This is a genomic window from Pseudomonas fluorescens (assembly GCF_900636825.1).
In the GTDB taxonomy this organism is placed as follows: domain Bacteria; phylum Pseudomonadota; class Gammaproteobacteria; order Pseudomonadales; family Pseudomonadaceae; genus Aquipseudomonas; species Aquipseudomonas fluorescens_BG.
The window spans coordinates 4,750,610-4,771,435 of the sequence record NZ_LR134318.1 but is presented as its reverse complement, the minus strand read 5'-3'; the positions used below and the strand labels follow the sequence as shown (position 1 = coordinate 4,771,435).

The window sequence follows — 20,826 nt, the reverse complement described above, 5'->3', positions numbered from 1 at the left end:
TAGATCCACAGGGTTCTCGCTTAATGGCTAAGGCCATATTTTTTGACTTTGTCGAACAGCGTGGTCTTGGCCATGCCCAGTTCCAGACTGGCTTGGGTCAGGTTGCCACCACTGCGTTGCAGGGCGTCATTGAGCAGGTTGCGCTCGAACGCTTCCACCGCTTCGGCGAATGCCAGGCCTTGCCCGCCACTGCTGGCGCCGGATTTCTTGAACGCCGGCAAACCGAGGGCGAAGCGTTCGGCGACGTTGCGCAGTTCACGCACGTTGCCCGGCCAGTCGTGGCTCATCAGATTGGACAAGGTCTGATTGTCCAGCTCCGGCAGGGCGCGATCGAAACGCAGCGCCGACTGCTGAGTGAAGTGTTCGAACAGTTGCAAAATGTCTTCGCGGCGCTCGCGCAGCGGCGGCAATTCCAGAGTCACGACGTTGAGGCGGTAATACAGGTCGCTACGGAATTCCCCAGCCTTGCTCGACTCGTCGAGATCGGATTTGGTCGCCGCGATCACCCGGCAATCCACGGCAACGCTTTGGTTCGAGCCGAGCCGTTCGAGGGTGCGTTCCTGAAGCACCCGCAGCAGTTTGATCTGCAACGGCAACGGCATGCTCTCCACTTCGTCGAGAAACAGCGTGCCGCCATCAGCGTGTTCGATCTTGCCGATGCGGCGTTTGCCGGCACCGGTGAAGGCGTTGGCCTCGTGGCCGAATATTTCGCTTTCGAAAAGGTTTTCCGGCAGGCCGCCGCAATTCAGCGCGACGAATTGTTTGCTGTGACGCCGACTGAAATCGTGCAGGCAGCGGGCGACCAATTCCTTGCCGGTGCCGGTTTCACCCTCGATCAACACGTTGGCCGAGGTGTCGGCAACATTGGCGATCAGTTCGCGCAGGTTCTGCATCGCCGGTGAACGACCGATGATGCGCCCTTCAAGGGAATCGCGTTCGGCCAGTTGCCGGCGCAGCGATGACACTTCGCGAGCAAGGCTGCGTTGCTCCAGCGCACGCCGCGCCACGTCTACCAGACGTTCCGGCGAGAACGGTTTTTCCATGAAGTCATAGGCGCCTTTCTGCATTGCGCCGACGGCCATGGAAATGTCGCCGTGGCCGGTGATCAGCACCACCGGCAGACTGCGGTCACGCTGCTTGAGCCGGGTCAACAGCTCCAGGCCATCGATGCCCGGCAGGCGAATATCGCTGATGACGATGCCGGCAAAGTTATCGCCGACCCGCTCCAATGCCTCTTCGGCACTGCCGACGCCAACGCAGGGAATGTCTTCCAGCGTCAGCGCCTGCTGACAACCGAGCAGCACATGGGGGTCGTCTTCGACGATCAGCACACTGAGTTCGTGGTTCATATTGGCTCGGCAGGTGTAGGGCTTAGCAACGGTAAACTGAGGACGAAAGTGGTGCCGCCGCTAGCCGGGTGTTCGACACCCAGATGCCCGCCGGTGGCGGCGGCGAGGCTGGCGGACAGCGTCAGTCCGAGGCCCAGGCCTTGCTCGCCGGGCTTGGTGGTGAAGAACGGTTCGAACAAATGCTTGCGCGCTTCGGCGTCGATGCCGTGGCCATTGTCGCGCACGCGCAGGCGATATTTGTTGTTGAATTCGTCGCCCTCCAGCCACAGTTCGGGCGTTGGCTGCGCCTGCATGGCGTCGAGCGCATTGCCGATCAGGTTGACCAGAATCTGTTCCAGCCGCGTCTGATCGATCTGCACCTGGACATCGATGAACTGGCGGTGCACGGCCAGCGCCGAGGTTTCCACCCGCGCACCGAGCACTTGCAGCGCGGCATCGACGGCTTTGCCGAGGCTGGCCTGGCCCTTGTTGTCGCCGCGTCGGGCGAAAGAGCGCAGGCTGGCGGTGATCCGGCCCATGCGGTCGATCAAGTCGTTGATGGTCTTCAGGTTGGTGCTGGCGATATCAAGCTGACCGCGTTCGAGAAAGCGCACGGTGTTGCCGGACAGGGTGCGCATCGCTGCCAGCGGCTGGTTCAATTCGTGGGCGATGCTGGTCGACATCTGCCCGATCGCGGCAAGTTTGCCGGCCTGCACCAGCTCATCCTGTGCGCGGCGCAAGGTTTCCTCGGCTTGCCGACGTTCGCGGATCTGACTTTTCAAGCGTTCATTGCTGGCGCGCAGGTCGGCGGTGCGTTCGGTAATCCGACGCTCGAGCTGGCTGTTAGCTTCCTGCAGCGCTTCGCGAGCGGCGAGGCGGGTGGCGATGACCTTGCGCCGCTCGTTCCAGGCAATCAGCAGAAACGCCACCAGCGCAAACGCAACGGCGACCAGAATGCCTTGGTTGATGGCTTCGCGGCGCAGATCCTGCAGCGGCGTCAATAGAGTGAAATTCCACGGCGTATCGCTGAGTGGCCGGGTCTGCGCCAGATAGCTGATGTCGTCTTCGTCGGACTGGACTTCGCTGTTGGCCGGAAAGGTGAGTTTCTCCACGCCTTCCGACAGGGTTTCGCGGGCCAGAGGTTGCAGTTCGTTGAGCGGGAACCAGTAATACTGCAGGCTGCGAGCGAGTTTTTCCTTGGTCTCTTCGCTCAACGGGATGACCGCTTTCAGGCGCCGGGCTGGATCGCTGGACAGAATGATGATGCCGTTCTCGTCGCTGACGAAAGCTTCCAGGCGCGCCCGCTGCCAGCGTTCTTCCATGGCTTCCAGACGCACTTTGACCACCGCCACGCCGATGATCTTGCCGTGTTCTTCGAGGCCGTGGGCGAGGTAATAGCCGGGCTCGCCATTGGTGCTGCCGATGCCGTAGAAGCGGCCCGGCTCGCCACGCACGGCTTTCTGGAAATAGGCGCGAAAGGACAGGTCTTCACCGAGGTAACTGTCGACATCGCGCCAGTTGCTGGTGGCCATGACGCGGCCGGTAGTGTCCATGACGTAGATGGCCCGACTGCGGCTGCGCCGGTTCAGGCCTTCAAGATAATCGTTGACCGTTTGCCGGTGTTCCGGCGTCGGATCGGCCAGCAGCTGCGGCACGCTCGTTTCGAGTTCCAGCAGGCTGGGCAGGTAGGTGTATTTGCTGATCTCGCTTTCGACGGCGCGGGCGTGAAGTTCCAGCTGACGCTGGCCGTTCTCGCCGAGGCTGCGAATGCCGAAATGTTCACTGGTCCAGAAGCCGATAAAACCCAAACCGATCATCAGCGCAATGATCAGCGGCGGCAGGAACAAATGACGGATCAGACGGGGCTTCACGGCAAGTGATGGCGGCGCTGCGCGATATAGAGTGGAGTCGCATTTCATCACAGATGCCTTGGGTCAACCACAACAACAAACCCTGCCAATTTCCCTGTAGGAGCTGCCGCAGGCTGCGATCTTTTGATCTTGAAGAATAAAATCAAAAGATCGCAGCCTGCGGCAGCTCCTACAGGGGAATGCAGGTGTTGTTTTTAGTGCTGCAGGATTTTCTCGAGGAAGTGCTGCGCGCGTTCGGAGCGGGCGCTGATGTCGCCGAAGAACTCTTCTTTCGGGCAGTCTTCGATGATCTTGCCAGCGTCCATGAAGATCACGCGATCCGCCACTTTACGGGCGAAGCCCATTTCGTGAGTTACGCACATCATGGTCATGCCTTCGTGGGCCAGCTGCACCATTACGTCGAGCACTTCGTTGACCATTTCCGGGTCGAGCGCCGAGGTCGGTTCATCGAACAGCATCACGATCGGATCCATCGCCAATGCGCGGGCAATCGCCACACGCTGCTGCTGACCGCCGGACAGTTGCCCCGGATGCTTGTGCGCGTGGGCAGACAAACCGACGCGTTCGAGCAGTTGCAGACCTTTTTTGGTCGCCTCTTCCTTGCTGCGGCCCAACACCTTGATCTGCGCGATGGTCAGGTTTTCGGTGATGGTCAGGTGCGGGAACAGTTCGAAATGCTGGAACACCATGCCGACGCGCGAGCGCAATTTCGGCAGGTTGGTTTTCGGGTCGGCAATTGAAGTCCCGTCAACCACGACGTCACCTTTCTGGAACGGCTCCAGGGCGTTGACGCACTTGATCAGCGTCGACTTGCCGGAACCCGACGGGCCGCAGACCACGATCACTTCGCCTTTCTTGACCTCGGTGCTGCAATCAGTCAGCACCTGGAAGTCCCCATACCACTTGTTGATATTTTTGATAGAGATCATACGGCGAACCTTTTTTGCAGTTGCTTGACCAGCCGCGAGGCGGCGAAGCTGATGATGAAGTACACAAGACCGGCGAAAATCAGGAACTCATTGGAGCGGCCAATGATGTCGCCGCTGGCGCGTGAGGCGTTGAGGAAGTCGACCAGGCCAACGGTGTAAACCAGCGAAGTGTCCTGGAACAGAATGATGCTCTGCTGCAGTAGCAGCGGGGTCATTTTGCGGAACGCCTGCGGCAGGATGATCAGGCGCATCATCTGGCCGTAGTTCATGCCCAGTGCCTGTGCGGCGCCCATCTGGCCTTTCGGGATCGACTGCACGCCTGCCCGGACGATTTCGCAGAAGTACGCCGCTTCGAACATCATGAACGCCACGATGCACGAGGTGAACGCGCCGATCGGTGTGTCTTCGCCGGTAATCCAGCGCAGCACGAACGGCACCGCCAGATAGAACCAGGTGATTACCAACAGCAGCGGGATCGAGCGGAAATAGTTGACGTAGGCACCGGCGATGCTCGACAGCAACTTGTTGTGCGACAGCCGGCACAGCGCGAGGATCGTGCCGAGAATGATCCCGCCGATCACGCCCATGGCCATCAGCTTGAGGGTCATCACCATGCCGTTCCACAAACCGGGAATGGCCGGGACGATGCCACTGAAATCGAATTCCATTATTTACCCCCCACGGAGATCAGGCCGGGCACGGCAACTTTCTTCTCGACCATGCGCATCAGCAGCATCAGGCTCATGTTGAGGGTGAAGTAGATCAGGGTTGCCAGGGTGAACGCTTCGAACAGGTTGGCCGAAAATTCTGCCGTCTGTTTGGTCTGCGCGAGCAACTCCATCAAACCGATCAAGGACGCCACGGAGGAATTCTTGAACACGTTCAGAAATTCCGAGGTGAGCGGCGGAATGATGATCCGGTAAGCCTGGGGCAGGAGCACGTTCCAGTAGATCTGCGGCAGTTTGAAGCCCATGGCGCGGGCGGCCGATTCCTGGCCGCGCGGCAACGCCTGGATGCCGGTGCGCACTTGTTCGCAGACACGTGCGGCGGTGAACAGACCGAGGCAAACCACAACGCTCAGGTAGGCCGAAGTCGTCGGGTTGAGGTCCTGCTTGTACCACTCCTGCAGATCTGCCGGCAGCAGGTCGGGCACCAGGAAGTACCAGATGAACAGCTGAACCAGCAGCGGCACGTTGCGAAACAGTTCGACATAGCAGGTCGCGATGCCCGACACGATGCGGTTCGGCACGGTGCGCATGACGCCCAGTATCGAGCCCAGCAGCAGGGCAATGATCCAGGCCACGATGGCGATGGCGATGGTCCAGCCCAGACCGGAAATGAACCAGTCGAGATACGTCTCGCTGCCCACGCCGGTGGACTTGAAGAACACGCCCCAGTCCCAGTTGTAATTCATTAGGGTCTCCCCTCGATTCGATCGATGTACAAGTGCCCGCCTGGGGAAACTCCGTTCCCGCCCCGGTCTTTTTTTCAAAGGCCGGGCACACGCGATCGGCTCGACAGCCACCGGTTCGAGTGTTTCCAAAAAGTGCCAGCAGGGAGTGACCATCCCCTGAAAAGGCAGGCGCCTCCTCAGGGGATAAGGTTAGTCAGAAATCAGGATTTCTTGTCGTCAGCCGCTTTGTCGGTCGGAGTGGCGATCAAAGCCTTGAGCTCGTCGCTCATCGGGAAGTTCAGATTCAGGCCTTTTGGCGGGATAGGCGCCATGAACCACTTGTCGTAGATCTTGTTGATCTCGCCCGACTTGTAGGTTGCGACGATGGCGTCATCGACAGCCTTCTTGAACGGCGCGTCGCCCTTGCGCACCATGCAGCCGTAGATTTCATACGACTGCGGTGTACCGGTCACTTCCCAATCGGCGGCTTTCTTGGCTTTCGCCGCTTCGCCAGCCAGCAGGGCGTCGTCCATCATGAACGCAACGGCACGGCCCGATTCCAGCATCTGGAAGGACTCGCCGTGGTCTTTGGCGGAGATGACGTTCATGCCCATCTGCTTGTCGGCATTCATCGCCTTGAGGATGCGCTCGGACGTGGTGCCAGCGGTGGTCACGACGTTCTTGCCTTTGAGGTCGTCGAAATCCTTGTACTTGGAGTCTTTCTTGGACAGAAGACGGGTACCGATTTCGAAGATGCCAACGGAGAAGTCAACTTGCTGCTGACGCTCGACGTTGTTGGTGGTGGAGCCGCACTCGACGTCCACGGTGCCGTTCTGCACCAGTGGAATACGGGTCTGCGAAGTCACCAGGTTGTATTTGACTTGCAGGTTTGGCAGATCGAGGTCTTTTTTGATTGCTTCGACGATGGCCAGTTGAATGTCGTGGGAATAGCCAACCGGTTTGCCGGTCGCGTCGGCGATGTAGGAAAACGGAATGGAGGCGTCGCGGTGGCCCAAAGTGATGGTATTGGACTCTTTGATCTTCTTCAATGTGCCGGTGAGTTCGGCGGCGAAAACTGGTGTGCTGATCAGAGCGGCAGCAATGGCTGCGCCCAGGATATGGGGAACGATGCGCATCAAAATTTTCCTCGACATTGTTTTTTTTATGGAGCCAGTTTGTCGGCCCTTTTGTGCTTCGAATGCCTGACGGCTCCTGAAGTGTTGGCACATCGGGCATTCGTCGAGAGAGTGTAGAGCATGAGTCGTGCCAGAGCAGTGTGGTTGGAATAAGTTGATGATTTATAACGATATTAAAGTTTTATGATGATTTTGTAGTCTGCGGCTGATCCGGTTTGCCGAATTGACCGGGGAGTCTTGTTCGGAAAACCGAACGAGCAACACCCCTCACCCTAACCCTCCCGAAACGTCGGACCGCCCGGAGGGAGAGGGGACTGACGGGTTGTATGGGCGAACTACGCCGTATTGGATACCGAGTCGAACTCAGGATTCGAACCTCATGTAGATCGACTCCCTTCCCCCCTCTACCCCTTGGGGGAGAGGGCCGGGGTGAGGGGGAAAAGATCTCACTGACCCAATCAAATTTTGCACACCACACTAAAGAAAAAGCCCCTGATCTCGCGATTCAGGGGCTTTTTAGTACGGGCATTGCTCAGATCACGCCGCTTCAATTTTGCTGCGGTTCTGCTCAACCTTACCCAGATACGCCGCAAGCTTCTCCTGCTCGGCCGAAGTGGTAAACAACCCCAGCTTGCTGCGACGCCACAGAATGTCATACGCGGTAGTCGCCCACTCTTCGCTGCACAAGTAGTCCACCTCACGCGTATAGAGACCGCCGCCGATGTGTTCGCCCATGTCGGCAAGGGTCTCAACGCCTTCGAGCATGCGCCAGGTGCGGCTGCCGAAAGTGGTGGCCCAGCGACGAGCGATCTCGCTCGGCACGAAATCGAACTTGTCGCGAATCTGTGCGCTCAAGGCCTGCGGCGTGGTCATGTCCTCGCCGCCGGGCAGTGTGGCCGTGGCTGTCCAGCTCGGACGCATTTGAGTGAAGAACGGCATCAACTGCGCCATCGCCGACTCGGCGAGTTTGCGGTAGGTCGTCAGCTTGCCGCCAAATACTGAAAGCAGTGGCGCTTGGTCATTGCCCGCCGACAACGCCAGGGTGTAATCGCGGGTGACCGCCGATGGGTTATCGGATTCGTCATTGCACAGCGGGCGCACGCCGGAGTAGCTGTGCTGGATGTCATCGCGGCGGATCTGCTTCTTGAAGTGGGCGTTGACCACTTTCAGCAGGTAATCGGTTTCGCCTTCAGTGATCGCCACTTTCGCCGGATCGCCCGTGTATTCGCGGTCGGTGGTGCCGATCAAGGTGAAGTGGTTCAGATACGGAATGGTGAAGACGATTCGCTGATCTTCGTTTTGCAGAATGTGCGCGTGATCACCTTCGTACAGTTTCGGCACGATGATGTGGCTGCCCTGAATCAGACGAATGCCGTACGGCGATTCCAGTTTCAGGTCGTCACGGATGAACTTGGCGACCCACGGGCCGGCGGCGTTCACCAGCGCTTTGGCGGTGATCGAAAACAAGCTGCCGTCGGCGCGTTCGAGGTTCAGGTGCCACAAGCCTTTGGCACGACGCGCGCTGACGCACCGGGTCTGGGTGTGCACATGCGCACCTTTTTCACGGGCGGCCATGGCGTTGAGCACCACGAGGCGGGCGTCATCGACCCAGCAGTCGGAGTATTCAAAGCCGTTTTTGATTTCGCTCTTCAGCGCACTGTCGGCGCCGAACTTGAGGCTTTTCGAACCCGGGAGTTTTTCGCGCTTGCCGAGGTTGTCATACAGGAACAGGCCGGCGCGAATCATCCACGCCGGGCGCAGGTGCGGGCGGTGTGGCAACACGAAACGCATTGGCTTGACGATGTGCGGCGCCTTGGCCAGCAGCACTTCGCGCTCGGCCAGCGCTTCACGCACCAGACGGAATTCGTAATGTTCGAGATAGCGCAGGCCACCGTGGATCAGCTTGCTGCTGGCTGACGAGGTGTGGCTGGCGAGGTCATCCTTTTCGCAAAGGAACACCGAGAGGCCGCGACCGGCAGCATCCGCTGCGATCCCCACGCCATTGATCCCGCCGCCGATCACGGCAATGTCATAGATCTCGGAGAGGGGGGGCGTACGCAAGGTAGAGGTGGACATCGGCGGGCCTCGGGCTTTTTGATTTTATGTCTTGGAAATCGAACATAAATGTTCATTTGCGAAAATGGTAGCCCATAAAGACACGCGCAGCCAGTCACGTTCGATTGAAAAAACTCATCGAAGGGCGGGGAAAGGAAAATTTTCGAACATTAAATGCAAAAGATCGCAGCCTTCGACAGCTCCTACACGTCAGGTGAACCCATGTAGGAGCTGCCGAAGGCTGCGATCTCTTGATGTTGCGAAGGTTTAAACGACTTCCAGACGAATCTTGTGCTGACTCAACAATTGCGCCAGCGCCGGTACCGGTTGCTGATCGGTGACAAGGCAATCAATCAGGCTGATCGGCCCCAACCGGATCATCGCGTTGCGTCCGAACTTGCTCGAATCCGCAGCCAGAATCACCTGTCGCGCATTAGCAATAATCGCCTGCGATACCCGAACTTCCTGATAATCGAAGTCAAGCAGGCTGCCGTCCTCGTCGATGCCGCTGATCCCGACCAGGGCGAAATCAACCTTGAACTGATTGATGAAATCCACGCTCGCCTGGCCGACCACGCCGCCGTCACGGCGCACATTCCCGCCCGTCAGCAGCACATCGAAATCATCCTTGGCGCTGAGCATCGAGGCGACGTGTAGGTTGTTGGTGATGATTTTCAGGTGACTGTGATTGAGCAGGGCGCGGGCAATCGATTCGGTGGTGGTGCCGATGTTGATGAACAGCGAGGCGTGATCGGGAATCTGCGCGGCGATGGCTTCACCGATGCGTTGCTTCTCGTCGCGCATCTGATCGGCGCGCATCGCATAGGCGGTGTTTTCGACGCTGGAATCGTAGGCGGCGCCGCCATGGTAACGGCGCAGCAAATTGGCTTCGGCGAGTTGATTGATGTCGCGGCGAATGGTTTGCGGGGTAACAACGAACAGCGTGGCCATTTCCTCGATGCTCACATAGCCGCGTTCGCGAACCAGCTCGAGGATTTGCTGCTGACGGGGAGGCAGATTCATGGGGCTTCCTTTGGGCTGCCGTGCAAAATTTGCCCATGATGCCGCAGGAATCTGCTCCCGACCAGTTAGATACCTATCTGAAGCTCAAGCCTGGCTTATTCAGCGTCTTCACGCGCCCAGTCACGGGTGCGGCTGACGGCTTTTTTCCAGCCTTTATACAGCTTCTCTTTTGCCGCTTCGTCCAGGCTCGGTTCGAACTCGCGCTCGATGACCGCTTTGCCACGCAGTTCTTCCAGGCTGCCCCAGAAACCGCACGCCAGACCGGCCAGGTAAGCCGCACCGAGCGCTGTGGTTTCGCGCATTTGCGGCCGCTCGACCTGAGTGCCGAGAATGTCGGCCTGGAATTGCATGAGGAAATTGTTCGCCACCGCGCCGCCGTCCACGCGCAGGGCTTTGAGGCGCTCGCCGGAGTCTTGTTGCATGGCGTCGAGGACATCGCGGGTCTGATAGGCGATCGATTCCAGCGCGGCGCGGATGATGTGATCGACGCGCACGCCGCGCGTCAGGCCGAACAATGCGCCACGGGCATACGGGTCCCAGTAAGGTGCGCCGAGACCGGTGAAAGCCGGCACCAGATAGACGCCGTTACTGTCCTTCACTTTATTGGCGAAATATTCGGTGTCGTGAGCGTCGTTGACGATTTTCAGTTCGTCACGCAGCCATTGCACGGTCGAGCCACCATTGAACACTGCGCCTTCCAGCGCGTAAGCCACTTCGCCTCGTGGGCCGCAAGCGATGGTGGTGAGCATGCCGTGCTGGGATTTCACCGCTTTGTCGCCGGTGTTCATCAACAGGAAGCAGCCAGTGCCATAGGTGTTTTTTGCCTGACCTGGTTCGACGCACATTTGCCCGAACAGCGCCGCTTGCTGGTCGCCGGCGATACCGCCGATGGCGATGCCGCTTTTGGTGCGACCGTAGATTTCCGAGGAGGCTTTAACTTCCGGGAGCATCTCGCGCGGGATGTCGAGAATCTCCAGCATCTTCGAATCCCACTCCAGCGAATGGATGTTGAAGAGCATGGTGCGCGAGGCGTTGGTGTAATCGGTGACGTGCACTTTGCCGCCAGTGAATTTCCAGATCAGCCAGCTATCGACAGTGCCGAACAGCAGTTCGCCATTGCGCGCACGCTCGCGGCTGCCTTCGACGTTGTCGAGGATCCACTTCAGTTTGGTGCCGGAGAAGTACGGGTCGGTGACCAGACCGGTGGTGTCACGGATGTAGTCTTCGTGGCCATCACGCTTGAGTTGCTGGCAGATTTCGGTGCTGCGGCGGCACTGCCAGACGATTGCGTTGTACACCGGGCGGCCGGTGGTCTTGTCCCAGACCACGGTGGTTTCACGCTGGTTGGTGATGCCGATGGCGGCAACCTGATCGTGATGCAGGCCAGCCTGCGCCAGCGCTTCAACCATCACCGCGCTCTGGGTGGCAAAAATTTCCATCGGATCGTGTTCGACCCAACCGGCCTGCGGGTAATGCTGAACGAATTCGCGCTGCGCGGTGCAGACCACGTTCGCGTCGCGGTCGAAAATGATCGCGCGGGAGCTGGTCGTACCCTGATCGAGGGCAATGATGTAGTTCTTGTTCTGAATGTCGGTCATGTCGATTGCCTTGGACGAAATAAGGGAGAGTGGGCCGTGGCGCAGGCTCGAATGGGCAGGAGCCGGCGCCGACTGTTTCAAGAAGTTCTTGGTTTGCCGTCAATGGCCGGTTCTGCATCCTTTGTAGCAGGTGTGACGCCGGTCAGGTGACGGGCGATGAGCCCGCGATACCCGGCAGCGCCGAGGCAGGCACCGACAATCGGTGCAAAAATCGGAATCAGGAAATACGGAATATCACGACCACCCGTGAAGGAAATTTCACCCCAACCGGTAAAGAAAGTCATCAGTTTTGGACCGAAGTCACGCGCCGGGTTCATCGCGAAACCGGTCAGCGGACCCATCGCGCTGCCGATCACGGCGATCAGCAGACCGATCAGCAGTGGCGCCATCGGACCTCTTGGCAGGCCATTGTTGTCGTCAGTCAGGGCCATGATCACGCCCATCAGGATCGCAGTGATGATCATCTCGACGAGGAATGCCTGCGCTGTCGACAGCACCGGGTTGGGGTAGGTCGAGAACACCGACGCCAGTTCAAGGCTCGCAGCCGAACCGCGGACCATTTGGTGGGTTTGTTCGAAATCGAAGAATAGATTGCTGTACAGCGTGTAAACCAGCAGCGCGCCGCAGAAGGCGCCGGCGACTTGCGACAAGATATAGAAGGGCAGTTTGCGTTTTTCGAAGTCAGCGAAGATCGCCAAGGCAATGCTCACGGCCGGGTTCAGATGCGCGCCGGAAACGCCCGCGGTGAGATAGATCGCCATGCTGACGCCGACGCCCCAGATAATGCTGATTTCCCACAAGCCGAAGCTCGCGCCCGCGACCTTGAGCGCGGCGACACAGCCAGTGCCGAAAAAAATAAGCAGGGCGGTGCCCAGAAACTCGGCCATGCATTGGCCGGAAAGCGAAGGTTGCGGTAAAGCAGCTGTCATTGAAAACCTCGGTTTTTTTTCTTGTGTGGCGCGTTGCCAACGGAGCAAGGCGCGATCTTCACCGGGTTGGAATCCCCATTCGGTTCCCGGATTACTGCTGGGTACTGCGGTGACCATGATTCTTACATTATTCAGATTCGAAAAAATATAGACAAGAAACAAACCTGTCAAAGGTCGAAAGTGAACTGTCAGTCACAATGTAACTATTCGTCGCATGAATGATCGTTCGCCTGATCTGTCGTTATAGACCGCGCAGAAGGATGCAAGCCACGGTATTCGCGGCTTGGGTTAGAGCCTTTTGCGGTTCGATCACCTAGAATCCGTCGAAGGAATTTTTTGTCACCGCCGAGCCTGGAGCTGTCATGACCCCTGCGTTGGACTTGTTGAAAAAAGTTCGTGCCGAACATCGCGTGCACAGTTATGAACATGATCCGAAGGCCGCGTCGTACGGCCTGGAAGCTGCCGAAAAACTTGCGCTGGAGCCGGCGCAGGTGTTCAAGACGCTGTTGGCTGCGAGCGAGAAGGGCGAGTTGTTGGTGGCTGTGGTGCCGGTCGTCGGAAGCCTCGACCTGAAAGGGCTGGCGCAGGCGGCGGGGGTGAAAAAGGTCGAGATGGCTGATCCGGCAGCGGCGCAGCGTTCTACCGGTTATCTGTTGGGTGGCATCAGTCCGCTCGGGCAGAAGAAACGCCTGCGCACCTTTATCGATAATTCCGCTCAAGGTTTCGCGACTATCTATGTGAGTGCCGGCCGACGAGGGCTGGAAGTGGAGTTGGCACCGACGGTGCTGGCTGAGCACACTCAAGCGAAGTTCGCCGACATCGGGCGCGCTTGATCCCGGCACCGGCTGTATGAAGAAAAAATTCCGTTTCTGTCACTGGCACTGATCCGGCTCGCCGTTGCATGCTCGGTTGACCAATTCAGGGAGAAAATCATGCAGCTTGAGTTTCATCAGGTCGACGCGTTCAGTGATCGGCCATTCAGCGGCAACCCGGCGATGGTCTATCGCCTGGATGCGTGGCTCGCAGACGAGCTGATGCAGAAGATCGCCGCCGAGCACAATCTGGCGGAAACCGCTTTTCTGGTGCGTGAGGGCTCGGCCTGGCATATCCGCTGGTTCACGCCAACCACCGAAGTGCCGCTGTGCGGGCATGCGACTTTGGCCAGCGCGTTTGTATTGTTCGAAATCTATAAGGAAAGCGCTGAGCGCATCGATTTCACCTGCAAATCCGGCCCGTTGAGTGTCAGCCGTGAGGGCGACCGCTTGTGGCTGGATTTCCCGACCATCGTGCCGTCGGAAATCGGCGTGACGCTGGATGTCGAGCGGGCGCTCGGCGTTGAGGCGGTTGATGTGCTCGGCTCCAACGAGCTGTTTGTGGTGCTGGACTCGGAACAAGCCGTGCTCGGCTGCAAGCCGGACATGGCCGCACTGGCGAAACTGCCGTGGCTGGGCGCTATCGTCACGGCCCGCGGCAATCAGCACGATTTTGTCTCGCGCTATTTCGCGCCGGCGATCGGTATCAATGAAGACCCGGTGACCGGTTCGACGCATTGCAGTCTGATTCCGTATTGGGCCAAGCGTCTGGGCAAGTCGAACCTGACCGCGTGCCAGCGTTCGGCGCGGGGTGGCGAGTTGTTTTGTCGGTTGGAAGGCGAGCGCGTGAAGATCGGCGGCAATGCGACGCTGGTGGCGAGTGGAAGCCTGCACCTGAGCTGACCGCAATCTTCCCTGCAGGAGCTGCCGAAGGCCGCGATCTTTTGACTTTCAAGATCAAAAGATCGCAGCCTTCGGCAGCTCCTACAGGGGGAGTTTGTTCGATCAGAGGGCTGTGTTGTAGCGGCGCACGCCGTTTTCTACGCTTGGAATCTGCGCAGCCGTGCTGCCGGATGCCTGGAACAGTACCAAGTGTTCAGCCGCGACACGAATGCCCACCTGCGCACCGACCTGATGATCGGCATGGCTCGGGAAGATCGACTCCAGCTGTGCCCCGGTCGGCAGTTGCAGGCGATACAGCGTCGAAGCGCCGAGGAATGTCTTGCCGACAATCTGCGCCTTCAACGCGCTGTCCGGTGCATAAACAATGTCATCGGGGCGCAGCAGGACGTCTACTGCACCGCCAATCGGCCAGGTATAAGCCCGATTGCCGCGCAACTCACCCAGTTCGGTCTGCACCGACTCCGGGCTGGCGAGCTGGCCGCGAATGAAATAGCCCTGACCAATGAAACTGGCGACATAAGGCGTCGCCGGTTCGTGATACAGGTTGTAAGGCGTGTCCCACTGTTCCAGCCGACCTTCCTTGAACACGCCAACGTGATCGCTGACGGCGAAGGCTTCTTCCTGATCGTGGGTCACCAGAATCGCGCTGGTGCCGCGAGCTTTGAGAATGTCGCGCACCTCATGGCTGAGCTTGCGACGCAACTCGCCATCGAGATTGGAGAACGGTTCGTCGAGCAGCAGCAATTGCGGCTCCGGCGCCAAGGCGCGGGCGAGGGCGACGCGCTGTTGCTGGCCTCCAGATAACTCGTGAGGGAAGCGCTTGCCGAGGTTGTTCAGGTTGACCAGTTCCAGCAGCTCTTGCGTGACCCGCGCTTTGTCCGGATGTTTACGGATGCCGAAGGCGATATTGTCGGCGACGCTCAGGTGCGGAAACAGCGCATAGTCCTGAAACACCATGCCAATCCGGCGTTTCTCCGGCGCCAAGGTGAAACCGGCGCTGGACAGTGTCTCGCCACCCAGGGTGATTTCGCCTTCGTGTACCGGTTCGAACCCGGCGATCGCGCGCAAAGTGGTGGTCTTGCCGCAACCGGACGAGCCGAGCAGGCAGCCGATGTCGCCGGCGTTGAGGTGCAGATTGAGGTTCTGCACCACGCGTTGATCTTGATAGCCGCAAGCGAGGTTGCGCAGGTTCAGCAGTAATTCATGGCTCATGCGTGGTGATATGCCGGTTCGACGAGGAACTCGAGCAGGGCCTTCTGTGCGTGGAGACGGTTTTCTGCCTGATCCCAGGCGACGGAGCGCGGGTCATCGAGCAGGTCGAGGCTGATTTCTTCGCCACGGTGCGCCGGCAGGCAATGCATGAACAACACGTCCTCGGCAGCGAGGTCGAGCAGGGCACGGTTGACCTGGAACGGCGCGAACAGCTTGAGGCGCTTGGCAGTTTCCTCTTCCTGGCCCATGGAAGTCCAGACGTCGGTGCTTACCAGGTGTGCGCCGCGCACGGCGTCCTGTGGGTCGCGGACAATGGTCACACGCTCGCCGGCCCTGGCAACAAACTCAGGGTTCGGCTCGTAGCCTTGCGGGCAGGCGATGCGCAGCTGAAAGTCGAACTGGATCGCCGCTTCTATATAGCTGTTGCACATGTTGTTGCCGTCGCCGATCCAGGCCACGGTCTTGCCCTGAATCGAGCCACGGTGTTCGAGGAAGGTCTGCATGTCGGCCAGCAATTGGCACGGGTGCAGATCATCGGACAGGCCATTGATCACCGGCACGCGCGAGTTGGCGGCGAATTCGGTCAGGGTGCTGTGGGCGAAGGTGCGGATCATCACCGCATCGAGCATGCTCGACATGACGATGGCGCAATCGCCGATCGGCTCGCCACGGCCCAGTTGAGTGTCGCGGGGCGACAGGAAAATCGCCTGGCCGCCGAGCTGGATCATGCCCGCCTCGAAAGAGATACGGGTGCGGGTCGAGGATTTCTCGAAAATCATGCCCAGCACGCGGTTTTTCAGAGGCTCGAACAGTACGCCGCGGTTACGCAGGTCCTTGAGCTCAACGCCTCGACGGATCACGCTGACCAGCTCTTCGGGCGTGCAATCCATCAGGGAGAGAAAGTGCCTTGCGCTCATCATTGACTACCTTTTGCTACAAACCGCAGATGCTCAAAGCCTTGTTTAACGGAACAACGGGCGAGACCTGCGGCGTAAGCCGCACGGGGCGACGAAATAGGGGAAGGCGCGATATTGACATTAAATGTCGCGTTACGCCAATAGGCTACGGTTTTGCGAACAACGCAGAGCTCAGCGGGCATGGCCGCCGCGCATTTTCGAGGCGGATTCAGGACAGCAGCGAGGCTCTTTGTACACTGGCCCCGCCGCGCTTGGCAATGCGCCGCGCCGCCGATGAGGTGGCTCTGGTCGGTTTCCGACCTCGGCGTCGCGCATTCGCTTGGTCGGATGTTCCGGCTGAAACATTTGCTAAAGCAAAGTGCTGGGTTATAAATAAGTTTCGAGCGACGCAGGAAGCCTCCGCATGGAATCGAAAGAAAAATTGTTAATGGAACTGCTGGGCCATACGGCTCGCTCACTGACCCATCTCACCGCGTCGATGACATCAATGTCGTTCGAACTGCTGCGCAGCGATGACGAAGTGGTGAAGGCGGCCGGGCGGCACATGATTGATCGCATGGCCACCATCAGCGCCGGGCTGGACGAGCATTGGCGATTGATTGGCGAACTCACCGGCGTGCACGTTGCCCACGAGCAGATCGAAACCATTCAGGAAATCCAGCTGGCAGCACCGCCTCAGTTGCCCGCCAATTGACTGCGGCGGTTTATCGGCGCACCTGATGGGCGTCGATTCACAAGACGAACGTCGCTGGCGCCCGACCCTCGCTCGGGCCATAGTTTTGTTCCCGCGGGTGTGATTGCCCGCCCCAGAACAAGACAGAGACTGGCCATGACCAAGACTCTCCATCACCGTGCCTGCCACCTGTGTGAAGCCATCTGCGGCCTGACCATCGAAACCACCGAAACGGAAGGCCAGGTCGCAATCACATCGATCAAGGGCGATGCACTCGACGCCTTCAGCCGGGGCCATATCTGCCCCAAGGCTGTGGCGCTGCAAGACATCCAGAATGACCCGGATCGCCTGCGCCAGCCGATGCGCCGGGTGGGCAGCGAATGGCTGCCGATCGAGTGGGAAGAAGCGTTCGCGCTGGTGGCGGAAAAACTCGCAGCGATCCAAGAGCGTCACGGCCAGAACGCCGTTGCGGTCTATCAAGGCAACCCGAGTGTGCACAACTACGGGTTGATGACCCACAGCAATTATTTCCTCGGGTTGCTGAAGACCCGCAATCGCTACTCGGCCACGTCGGTCGATCAACTTCCTCATCACCTCAGCAGCTATCTGATGTACGGCCACGGCCTGCTGTTGCCGATTCCAGACATCGACCATACCGATTTCATGCTCATCCTCGGCGGCAACCCGCTGGCGTCCAACGGCAGCATCATGACCGTGCCGGATGTCGAGAAGCGCCTGAAAGCCATTCAGGCGCGCGGTGGCAAACTTGTGGTGGTCGATCCACGTCGCAGTGAAACCGCCGTGATCGCTGATCAGCATGTGTTCGTTCGACCCGGCGGCGATGCGGCGCTGTTGTTCGGCATGCTCAGCACGTTGTTCAGCGAAGGTCTGACGCGCGAGAGCCACTTGCCGGTCGAAGGGCTGGATGAAGTGCGTAACGCCGTCGCGTCGTTCACCGCTGAGGCAATGAGCCCGCTGTGCGCCGTGCCATCCGACCAGATTCGCCAGTTGGCTCGCGACTTCGCTGCCGCACCGAGTGCGGTTTGCTACGGGCGAATGGGCGTCTCGACCCAGGCTTTCGGAACGTTGTGCCACTGGCTCGTGCAATTGATCAATCTGGTCACCGGCAACCTCGATCGCGTTGGCGGCGCGTTGTGCACCGAACCCGCGGTAGATCTGGTGGCGTCGACCTCGGGCGGACACTTCAACAAATGGCAAAGTCGGGTTTCCGGTCGCCCCGAGTACGGCGGTGAATTGCCTGTTTCGGCGCTGGCAGAGGAAATGCTCACCGAAGGCGAGGGCCAGATCCGCGCATTGATCACAGTGGCGGGCAACCCGGTGTTGTCGACGCCGAACGGACGGCAGTTGGAGCAGGCGCTGGACGGTCTGGAGTTCATGCTCAGTATCGATCTGTACATCAACGAAACCACACGTTATGCCGACCTGATCCTGCCGTCGACCTCGGCGCTGGAAAACGATCACTACGACACCACGTTCAACCTGTTTGCGGTACGCAACGTGACTCGGTTCAACCGGGCGATCCTGGCCAAACCCGAGGGGGCGCTGCACGACTGGGAGATTTTTGTCGGCCTTGCGAAGGCCTTCGCCGAGAAAACCGGCAAGGAATTGAAACCGACGATGCCGCCTTCGAGGATGATCGACATGGGCCTGCGCATGGGCTTGTACGGTGACGCCAGCGAGCAAAAGCTGTCGCTGGCGACGCTGTTTGATCACCCGCACGGCATCGATCTCGGCGCGCTGAAGCCGAACCTGGCGACGCGTCTGAAAACCTCGAATGGTCACGTGCAAGCTGCGCCGCCGGAGATTCTTGCCGACCTCGCCCGCTTCGCGGCCCTGCAGGCCCCGGCTGCCGACGAACTGTTGATGATCGGACGCCGCCACGTGCGCAGCAACAACTCCTGGATGCACAATTATCATCGTCTGGTGAAGGGCAAGCCGCGTCATCAGCTACTGATGCACCCGGACGATCTCGCCAGCCGTGGGCTCAGCGATGGTCAACGCGTGCGGGTCAGCTCACGGGTCGGTCAGATCGAGGTGGAAGTGCTCGGCAGCCTTGAGATGATGAAGGGCGTGGTCAGCCTTCCGCATGGTTGGGGCCACGCAAGGCCAGGCGTGCATATGGCGATTGCCAGCGCTCAGCCGGGTTCGAGCGCCAACGACCTGACCGATGAATGTCAGCTCGACGAACTGTCGGGCAACGCGGCGCTCAACGGCGTACCGGTGAGTGTAGCGGCGGCTTGAGCAAGTCTGTCGGGGAGACCGAGCATGGCGCTCGGGATTCCGTTACAATGCGCCACCGTGCCGACCCATGAGTCGGAAAGTTCAGCCGAGGTGCTCCATGGATATCATCGAAACGATTAAAGAGCAGATTGCCAACAACACCATTCTGCTTTACATGAAAGGCTCGCCGAATGCCCCGCAGTGTGGCTTCTCCGCCAAAGCTGCGCAGGCTGTGATGGCATGTGGCGAGAAGTTTGCGTACGTGGACATCCTGCAGAACCCGGAAATCCGCGCCAACCTGCCAAAGTACGCCAACTGGCCGACTTTCCCGCAACTGTGGGTTGGCGGTGAACTGGTCGGCGGTAGCGACATCATGACCGAGATGGCTGCAGACGGTTCGCTGCAAAGCACCATCAAAGCGGCCGTTGAAGCGGCTGCGGCGAACAAGTCCGAAGCCTGATCCAGGCTTCACTCGGCGCTGGTTTCTCCTGTAGGAGCTGTCGAGTGAAACGAGGCTGCGATCTTTTGATCTGCAGCCAATAAAAAGCCCCGCACCTCTAAAGAGGGCGGGGCTTTTTAGTGCGTTCGAAAAGTTACTGCGAGTTGCGGCTGCAATCTGCAAAGATCGCAGCCTGCGGCAGCTCCTACTCTTCGCCCATCTGCGACTGCAGATAGTTTTCCAGACCGATCTTGTCGATCAGGCCCAATTGGGTTTCCAGCCAGTCGATGTGTTCTTCTTCCGACTCGAGAATGTCTTCGAGGAGTTCACGGCTACCGAAGTCGCCAACGGTTTCGCAATGAGCGATGGCGGCTTTCAGGTCAGCGTGGCCAGTTCGCTCGATACGCAGGTCGCACTCCAGCATCTCCCGGGTGTGCTCGCCGATGTGCAGCTTGCCCAAGTCCTGCACGTTCGGCAGGCCTTCGAGGAACAGGATGCGCTTGATCAGCTTGTCCGCGTGTTTCATCTCATCGATGGATTCTTTGTATTCGTGCTTGCCGAGCTTGTTCAGGCCCCAATCTTCATACATGCGCGCATGCAGGAAGTACTGATTGATCGCGACCAGCTCATTGGCAAGGATCTTGTTGAGATGCTGGATGACTGTAATGTCGCCTTTCATGATCGGAGTCCTGCCCTGTATTAACTGTATATAAGGCGGAGTTTGAACTTCGTATTTATAAGTGTCAAACCTAAGTTATTGAATAATAAATGAAAATTAATCGGAATAAGAATGTTTGTGTTCCGCGTCTGGACGCTAAGCAATTGATTTTCAGACATAAAAAAACCGGACATCAAGTCCGGTTCTTTGGAATGGGGCGATTACGCGGCAGTAAATTCTACCGGGTAGGGGATCGCGGCTTGCGCCGTTTGCAGTTTGGTCAGGGTTTCACGCACCACTTCCTTGGCAAGGCAGGCGCATTTTCCACACTGGCTGGCGACGCCGGTGGCCTGGCGAACTTCTTTATAGCTGCAGCAACCTTCATAGATCGCTTCGCGGATTTGTCCGTCGGTGACGCCAGTGCAGAGACAAACATACATAAGTGAGAACCGTCGCTGGTTGTGACTCAATTGCGATGGATCTTAATGTTAACGAGAATGATTGTCAAAGTGCTTTCGGAACACTTCCCAGCCTATTTGCTTGCGCCTGACGAACGGTAATTCAGATGCGTCTCACCACCCCATATACGCGGGGTCGATCGTCGGACGCGGAAAATCCGTTACGGACAGGCCAAACACCCAGTGTATGATGGTCGTCCCTTGCGAAGAGGGTTCGTGTCACAGGGCTGTCGCCTGAGGGTGACAGGCTG

The 20,826-nt window shown here is 58.8% G+C and carries 19 protein-coding genes; 5 read left to right on the top strand and 14 right to left on the bottom strand.

Going from position 1 to position 20,826, the window contains the following annotated elements; translation table 11 throughout:
• Positions 1-20: 20 nt before the first annotated feature.
• The 10 genes from EL257_RS21600 to EL257_RS21555 form a co-directional block, all read right to left on the bottom strand.
• Positions 21-1,301 (bottom strand): sigma-54-dependent transcriptional regulator, encoded by a 1,281-nt coding sequence (locus EL257_RS21600; RefSeq protein ID WP_232013122.1) that lies wholly within the window; start codon positions 1,299-1,301, stop codon positions 21-23.
• 44 nt (positions 1,302-1,345) lie between these two features.
• Positions 1,346-3,247, bottom strand: a complete 1,902-nt coding sequence (locus EL257_RS21595; RefSeq protein ID WP_126366043.1) for a sensor histidine kinase — start codon at positions 3,245-3,247, stop codon at positions 1,346-1,348.
• 146 nt (positions 3,248-3,393) lie between these two features.
• Entirely contained in the window at positions 3,394-4,128 is a 735-nt protein-coding gene (locus tag EL257_RS21590; protein ID WP_010170183.1) for an amino acid ABC transporter ATP-binding protein, read from the bottom strand.
• Positions 4,125-4,796: an amino acid ABC transporter permease gene (locus tag EL257_RS21585; RefSeq protein WP_126366041.1), complete on the bottom strand. Its 672-nt coding sequence runs from the start codon at positions 4,794-4,796 to the stop codon at positions 4,125-4,127. Before EL257_RS21585 ends, EL257_RS21590 begins: the two co-directional genes overlap by 4 nt.
• Positions 4,796-5,542, bottom strand: coding sequence for an amino acid ABC transporter permease (locus tag EL257_RS21580; RefSeq protein ID WP_126366039.1), 747 nt, complete (start codon positions 5,540-5,542; stop codon positions 4,796-4,798). The genes EL257_RS21585 and EL257_RS21580 overlap by 1 nt, the downstream gene beginning before the upstream one ends.
• Positions 5,543-5,742: 200 nt before the next feature.
• Positions 5,743-6,657, bottom strand: coding sequence for a glutamate/aspartate ABC transporter substrate-binding protein (locus EL257_RS21575; protein ID WP_126366037.1), 915 nt, complete (start codon positions 6,655-6,657; stop codon positions 5,743-5,745).
• A 537-nt stretch (positions 6,658-7,194) separates the two neighbouring features.
• Positions 7,195-8,733 carry a glycerol-3-phosphate dehydrogenase gene (glpD, locus tag EL257_RS21570; RefSeq protein ID WP_126366035.1) on the bottom strand — a complete coding sequence of 513 codons (1,539 nt, stop codon included), beginning with the start codon at positions 8,731-8,733 and terminating at the stop codon, positions 7,195-7,197.
• A 246-nt stretch (positions 8,734-8,979) separates the two neighbouring features.
• Entirely contained in the window at positions 8,980-9,735 is a 756-nt protein-coding gene (locus EL257_RS21565; RefSeq protein ID WP_007953179.1) for a DeoR/GlpR family transcriptional regulator, read from the bottom strand.
• Between the two features lie 95 nt (positions 9,736-9,830).
• Positions 9,831-11,333, bottom strand: coding sequence for a glycerol kinase GlpK (gene glpK / locus EL257_RS21560; protein ID WP_126366033.1), 1,503 nt, complete (start codon positions 11,331-11,333; stop codon positions 9,831-9,833).
• A gap of 77 nt (positions 11,334-11,410) precedes the next feature.
• The gene (locus EL257_RS21555; protein ID WP_126368221.1) at positions 11,411-12,262 is read right to left on the bottom strand and encodes an MIP/aquaporin family protein; all 852 of its coding nucleotides are present in this window, start codon (positions 12,260-12,262) and stop codon (positions 11,411-11,413) included.
• Between the two features lie 362 nt (positions 12,263-12,624).
• On the opposite strand from EL257_RS21555, the gene ybaK reads away from it, so the two are divergent.
• Complete coding sequence (ybaK, locus tag EL257_RS21550) at positions 12,625-13,095, top strand: Cys-tRNA(Pro) deacylase (RefSeq protein ID WP_126366031.1); 471 nt, start codon at positions 12,625-12,627, stop codon at positions 13,093-13,095.
• Positions 13,096-13,194: 99 nt separating this feature from the next.
• Positions 13,195-13,977, top strand: a complete 783-nt coding sequence (locus EL257_RS21545) for a PhzF family phenazine biosynthesis protein (protein ID WP_126366029.1) — start codon at positions 13,195-13,197, stop codon at positions 13,975-13,977.
• Positions 13,978-14,079: 102 nt separating this feature from the next.
• Here EL257_RS21545 and EL257_RS21540 read toward each other — a convergent pair whose 3' ends face one another.
• Both EL257_RS21540 and argF read right to left on the bottom strand, forming a co-directional pair.
• The gene (locus EL257_RS21540; protein ID WP_126366027.1) at positions 14,080-15,189 is read right to left on the bottom strand and encodes an ABC transporter ATP-binding protein; all 1,110 of its coding nucleotides are present in this window, start codon (positions 15,187-15,189) and stop codon (positions 14,080-14,082) included.
• Positions 15,186-16,106 (bottom strand): ornithine carbamoyltransferase, encoded by a 921-nt coding sequence (gene argF / locus EL257_RS21535; RefSeq protein ID WP_126366025.1) that lies wholly within the window; start codon positions 16,104-16,106, stop codon positions 15,186-15,188. Before argF ends, EL257_RS21540 begins: the two co-directional genes overlap by 4 nt.
• 403 nt (positions 16,107-16,509) lie before the next feature.
• On the opposite strand from argF, the gene EL257_RS21530 reads away from it, so the two are divergent.
• From EL257_RS21530 to grxD, 3 genes are all read left to right on the top strand, one after another.
• Positions 16,510-16,800: a hypothetical protein gene (locus EL257_RS21530; protein ID WP_126366023.1), complete on the top strand. Its 291-nt coding sequence runs from the start codon at positions 16,510-16,512 to the stop codon at positions 16,798-16,800.
• Between the two features lie 135 nt (positions 16,801-16,935).
• Positions 16,936-19,041, top strand: coding sequence for a molybdopterin oxidoreductase family protein (locus tag EL257_RS21525; protein ID WP_126366021.1), 2,106 nt, complete (start codon positions 16,936-16,938; stop codon positions 19,039-19,041).
• 97 nt (positions 19,042-19,138) lie between these two features.
• Positions 19,139-19,480 (top strand): Grx4 family monothiol glutaredoxin, encoded by a 342-nt coding sequence (gene grxD / locus EL257_RS21520; RefSeq protein ID WP_016773402.1) that lies wholly within the window; start codon positions 19,139-19,141, stop codon positions 19,478-19,480.
• A gap of 184 nt (positions 19,481-19,664) precedes the next feature.
• Here grxD and bfr read toward each other — a convergent pair whose 3' ends face one another.
• Both bfr and EL257_RS21510 read right to left on the bottom strand, forming a co-directional pair.
• Positions 19,665-20,138, bottom strand: coding sequence for a bacterioferritin (bfr, locus tag EL257_RS21515; RefSeq protein WP_126366019.1), 474 nt, complete (start codon positions 20,136-20,138; stop codon positions 19,665-19,667).
• A gap of 200 nt (positions 20,139-20,338) precedes the next feature.
• The gene (locus tag EL257_RS21510; protein ID WP_003227725.1) at positions 20,339-20,557 is read right to left on the bottom strand and encodes a bacterioferritin-associated ferredoxin; all 219 of its coding nucleotides are present in this window, start codon (positions 20,555-20,557) and stop codon (positions 20,339-20,341) included.
• Between the last annotated feature and the right edge of the window lie 269 nt (positions 20,558-20,826).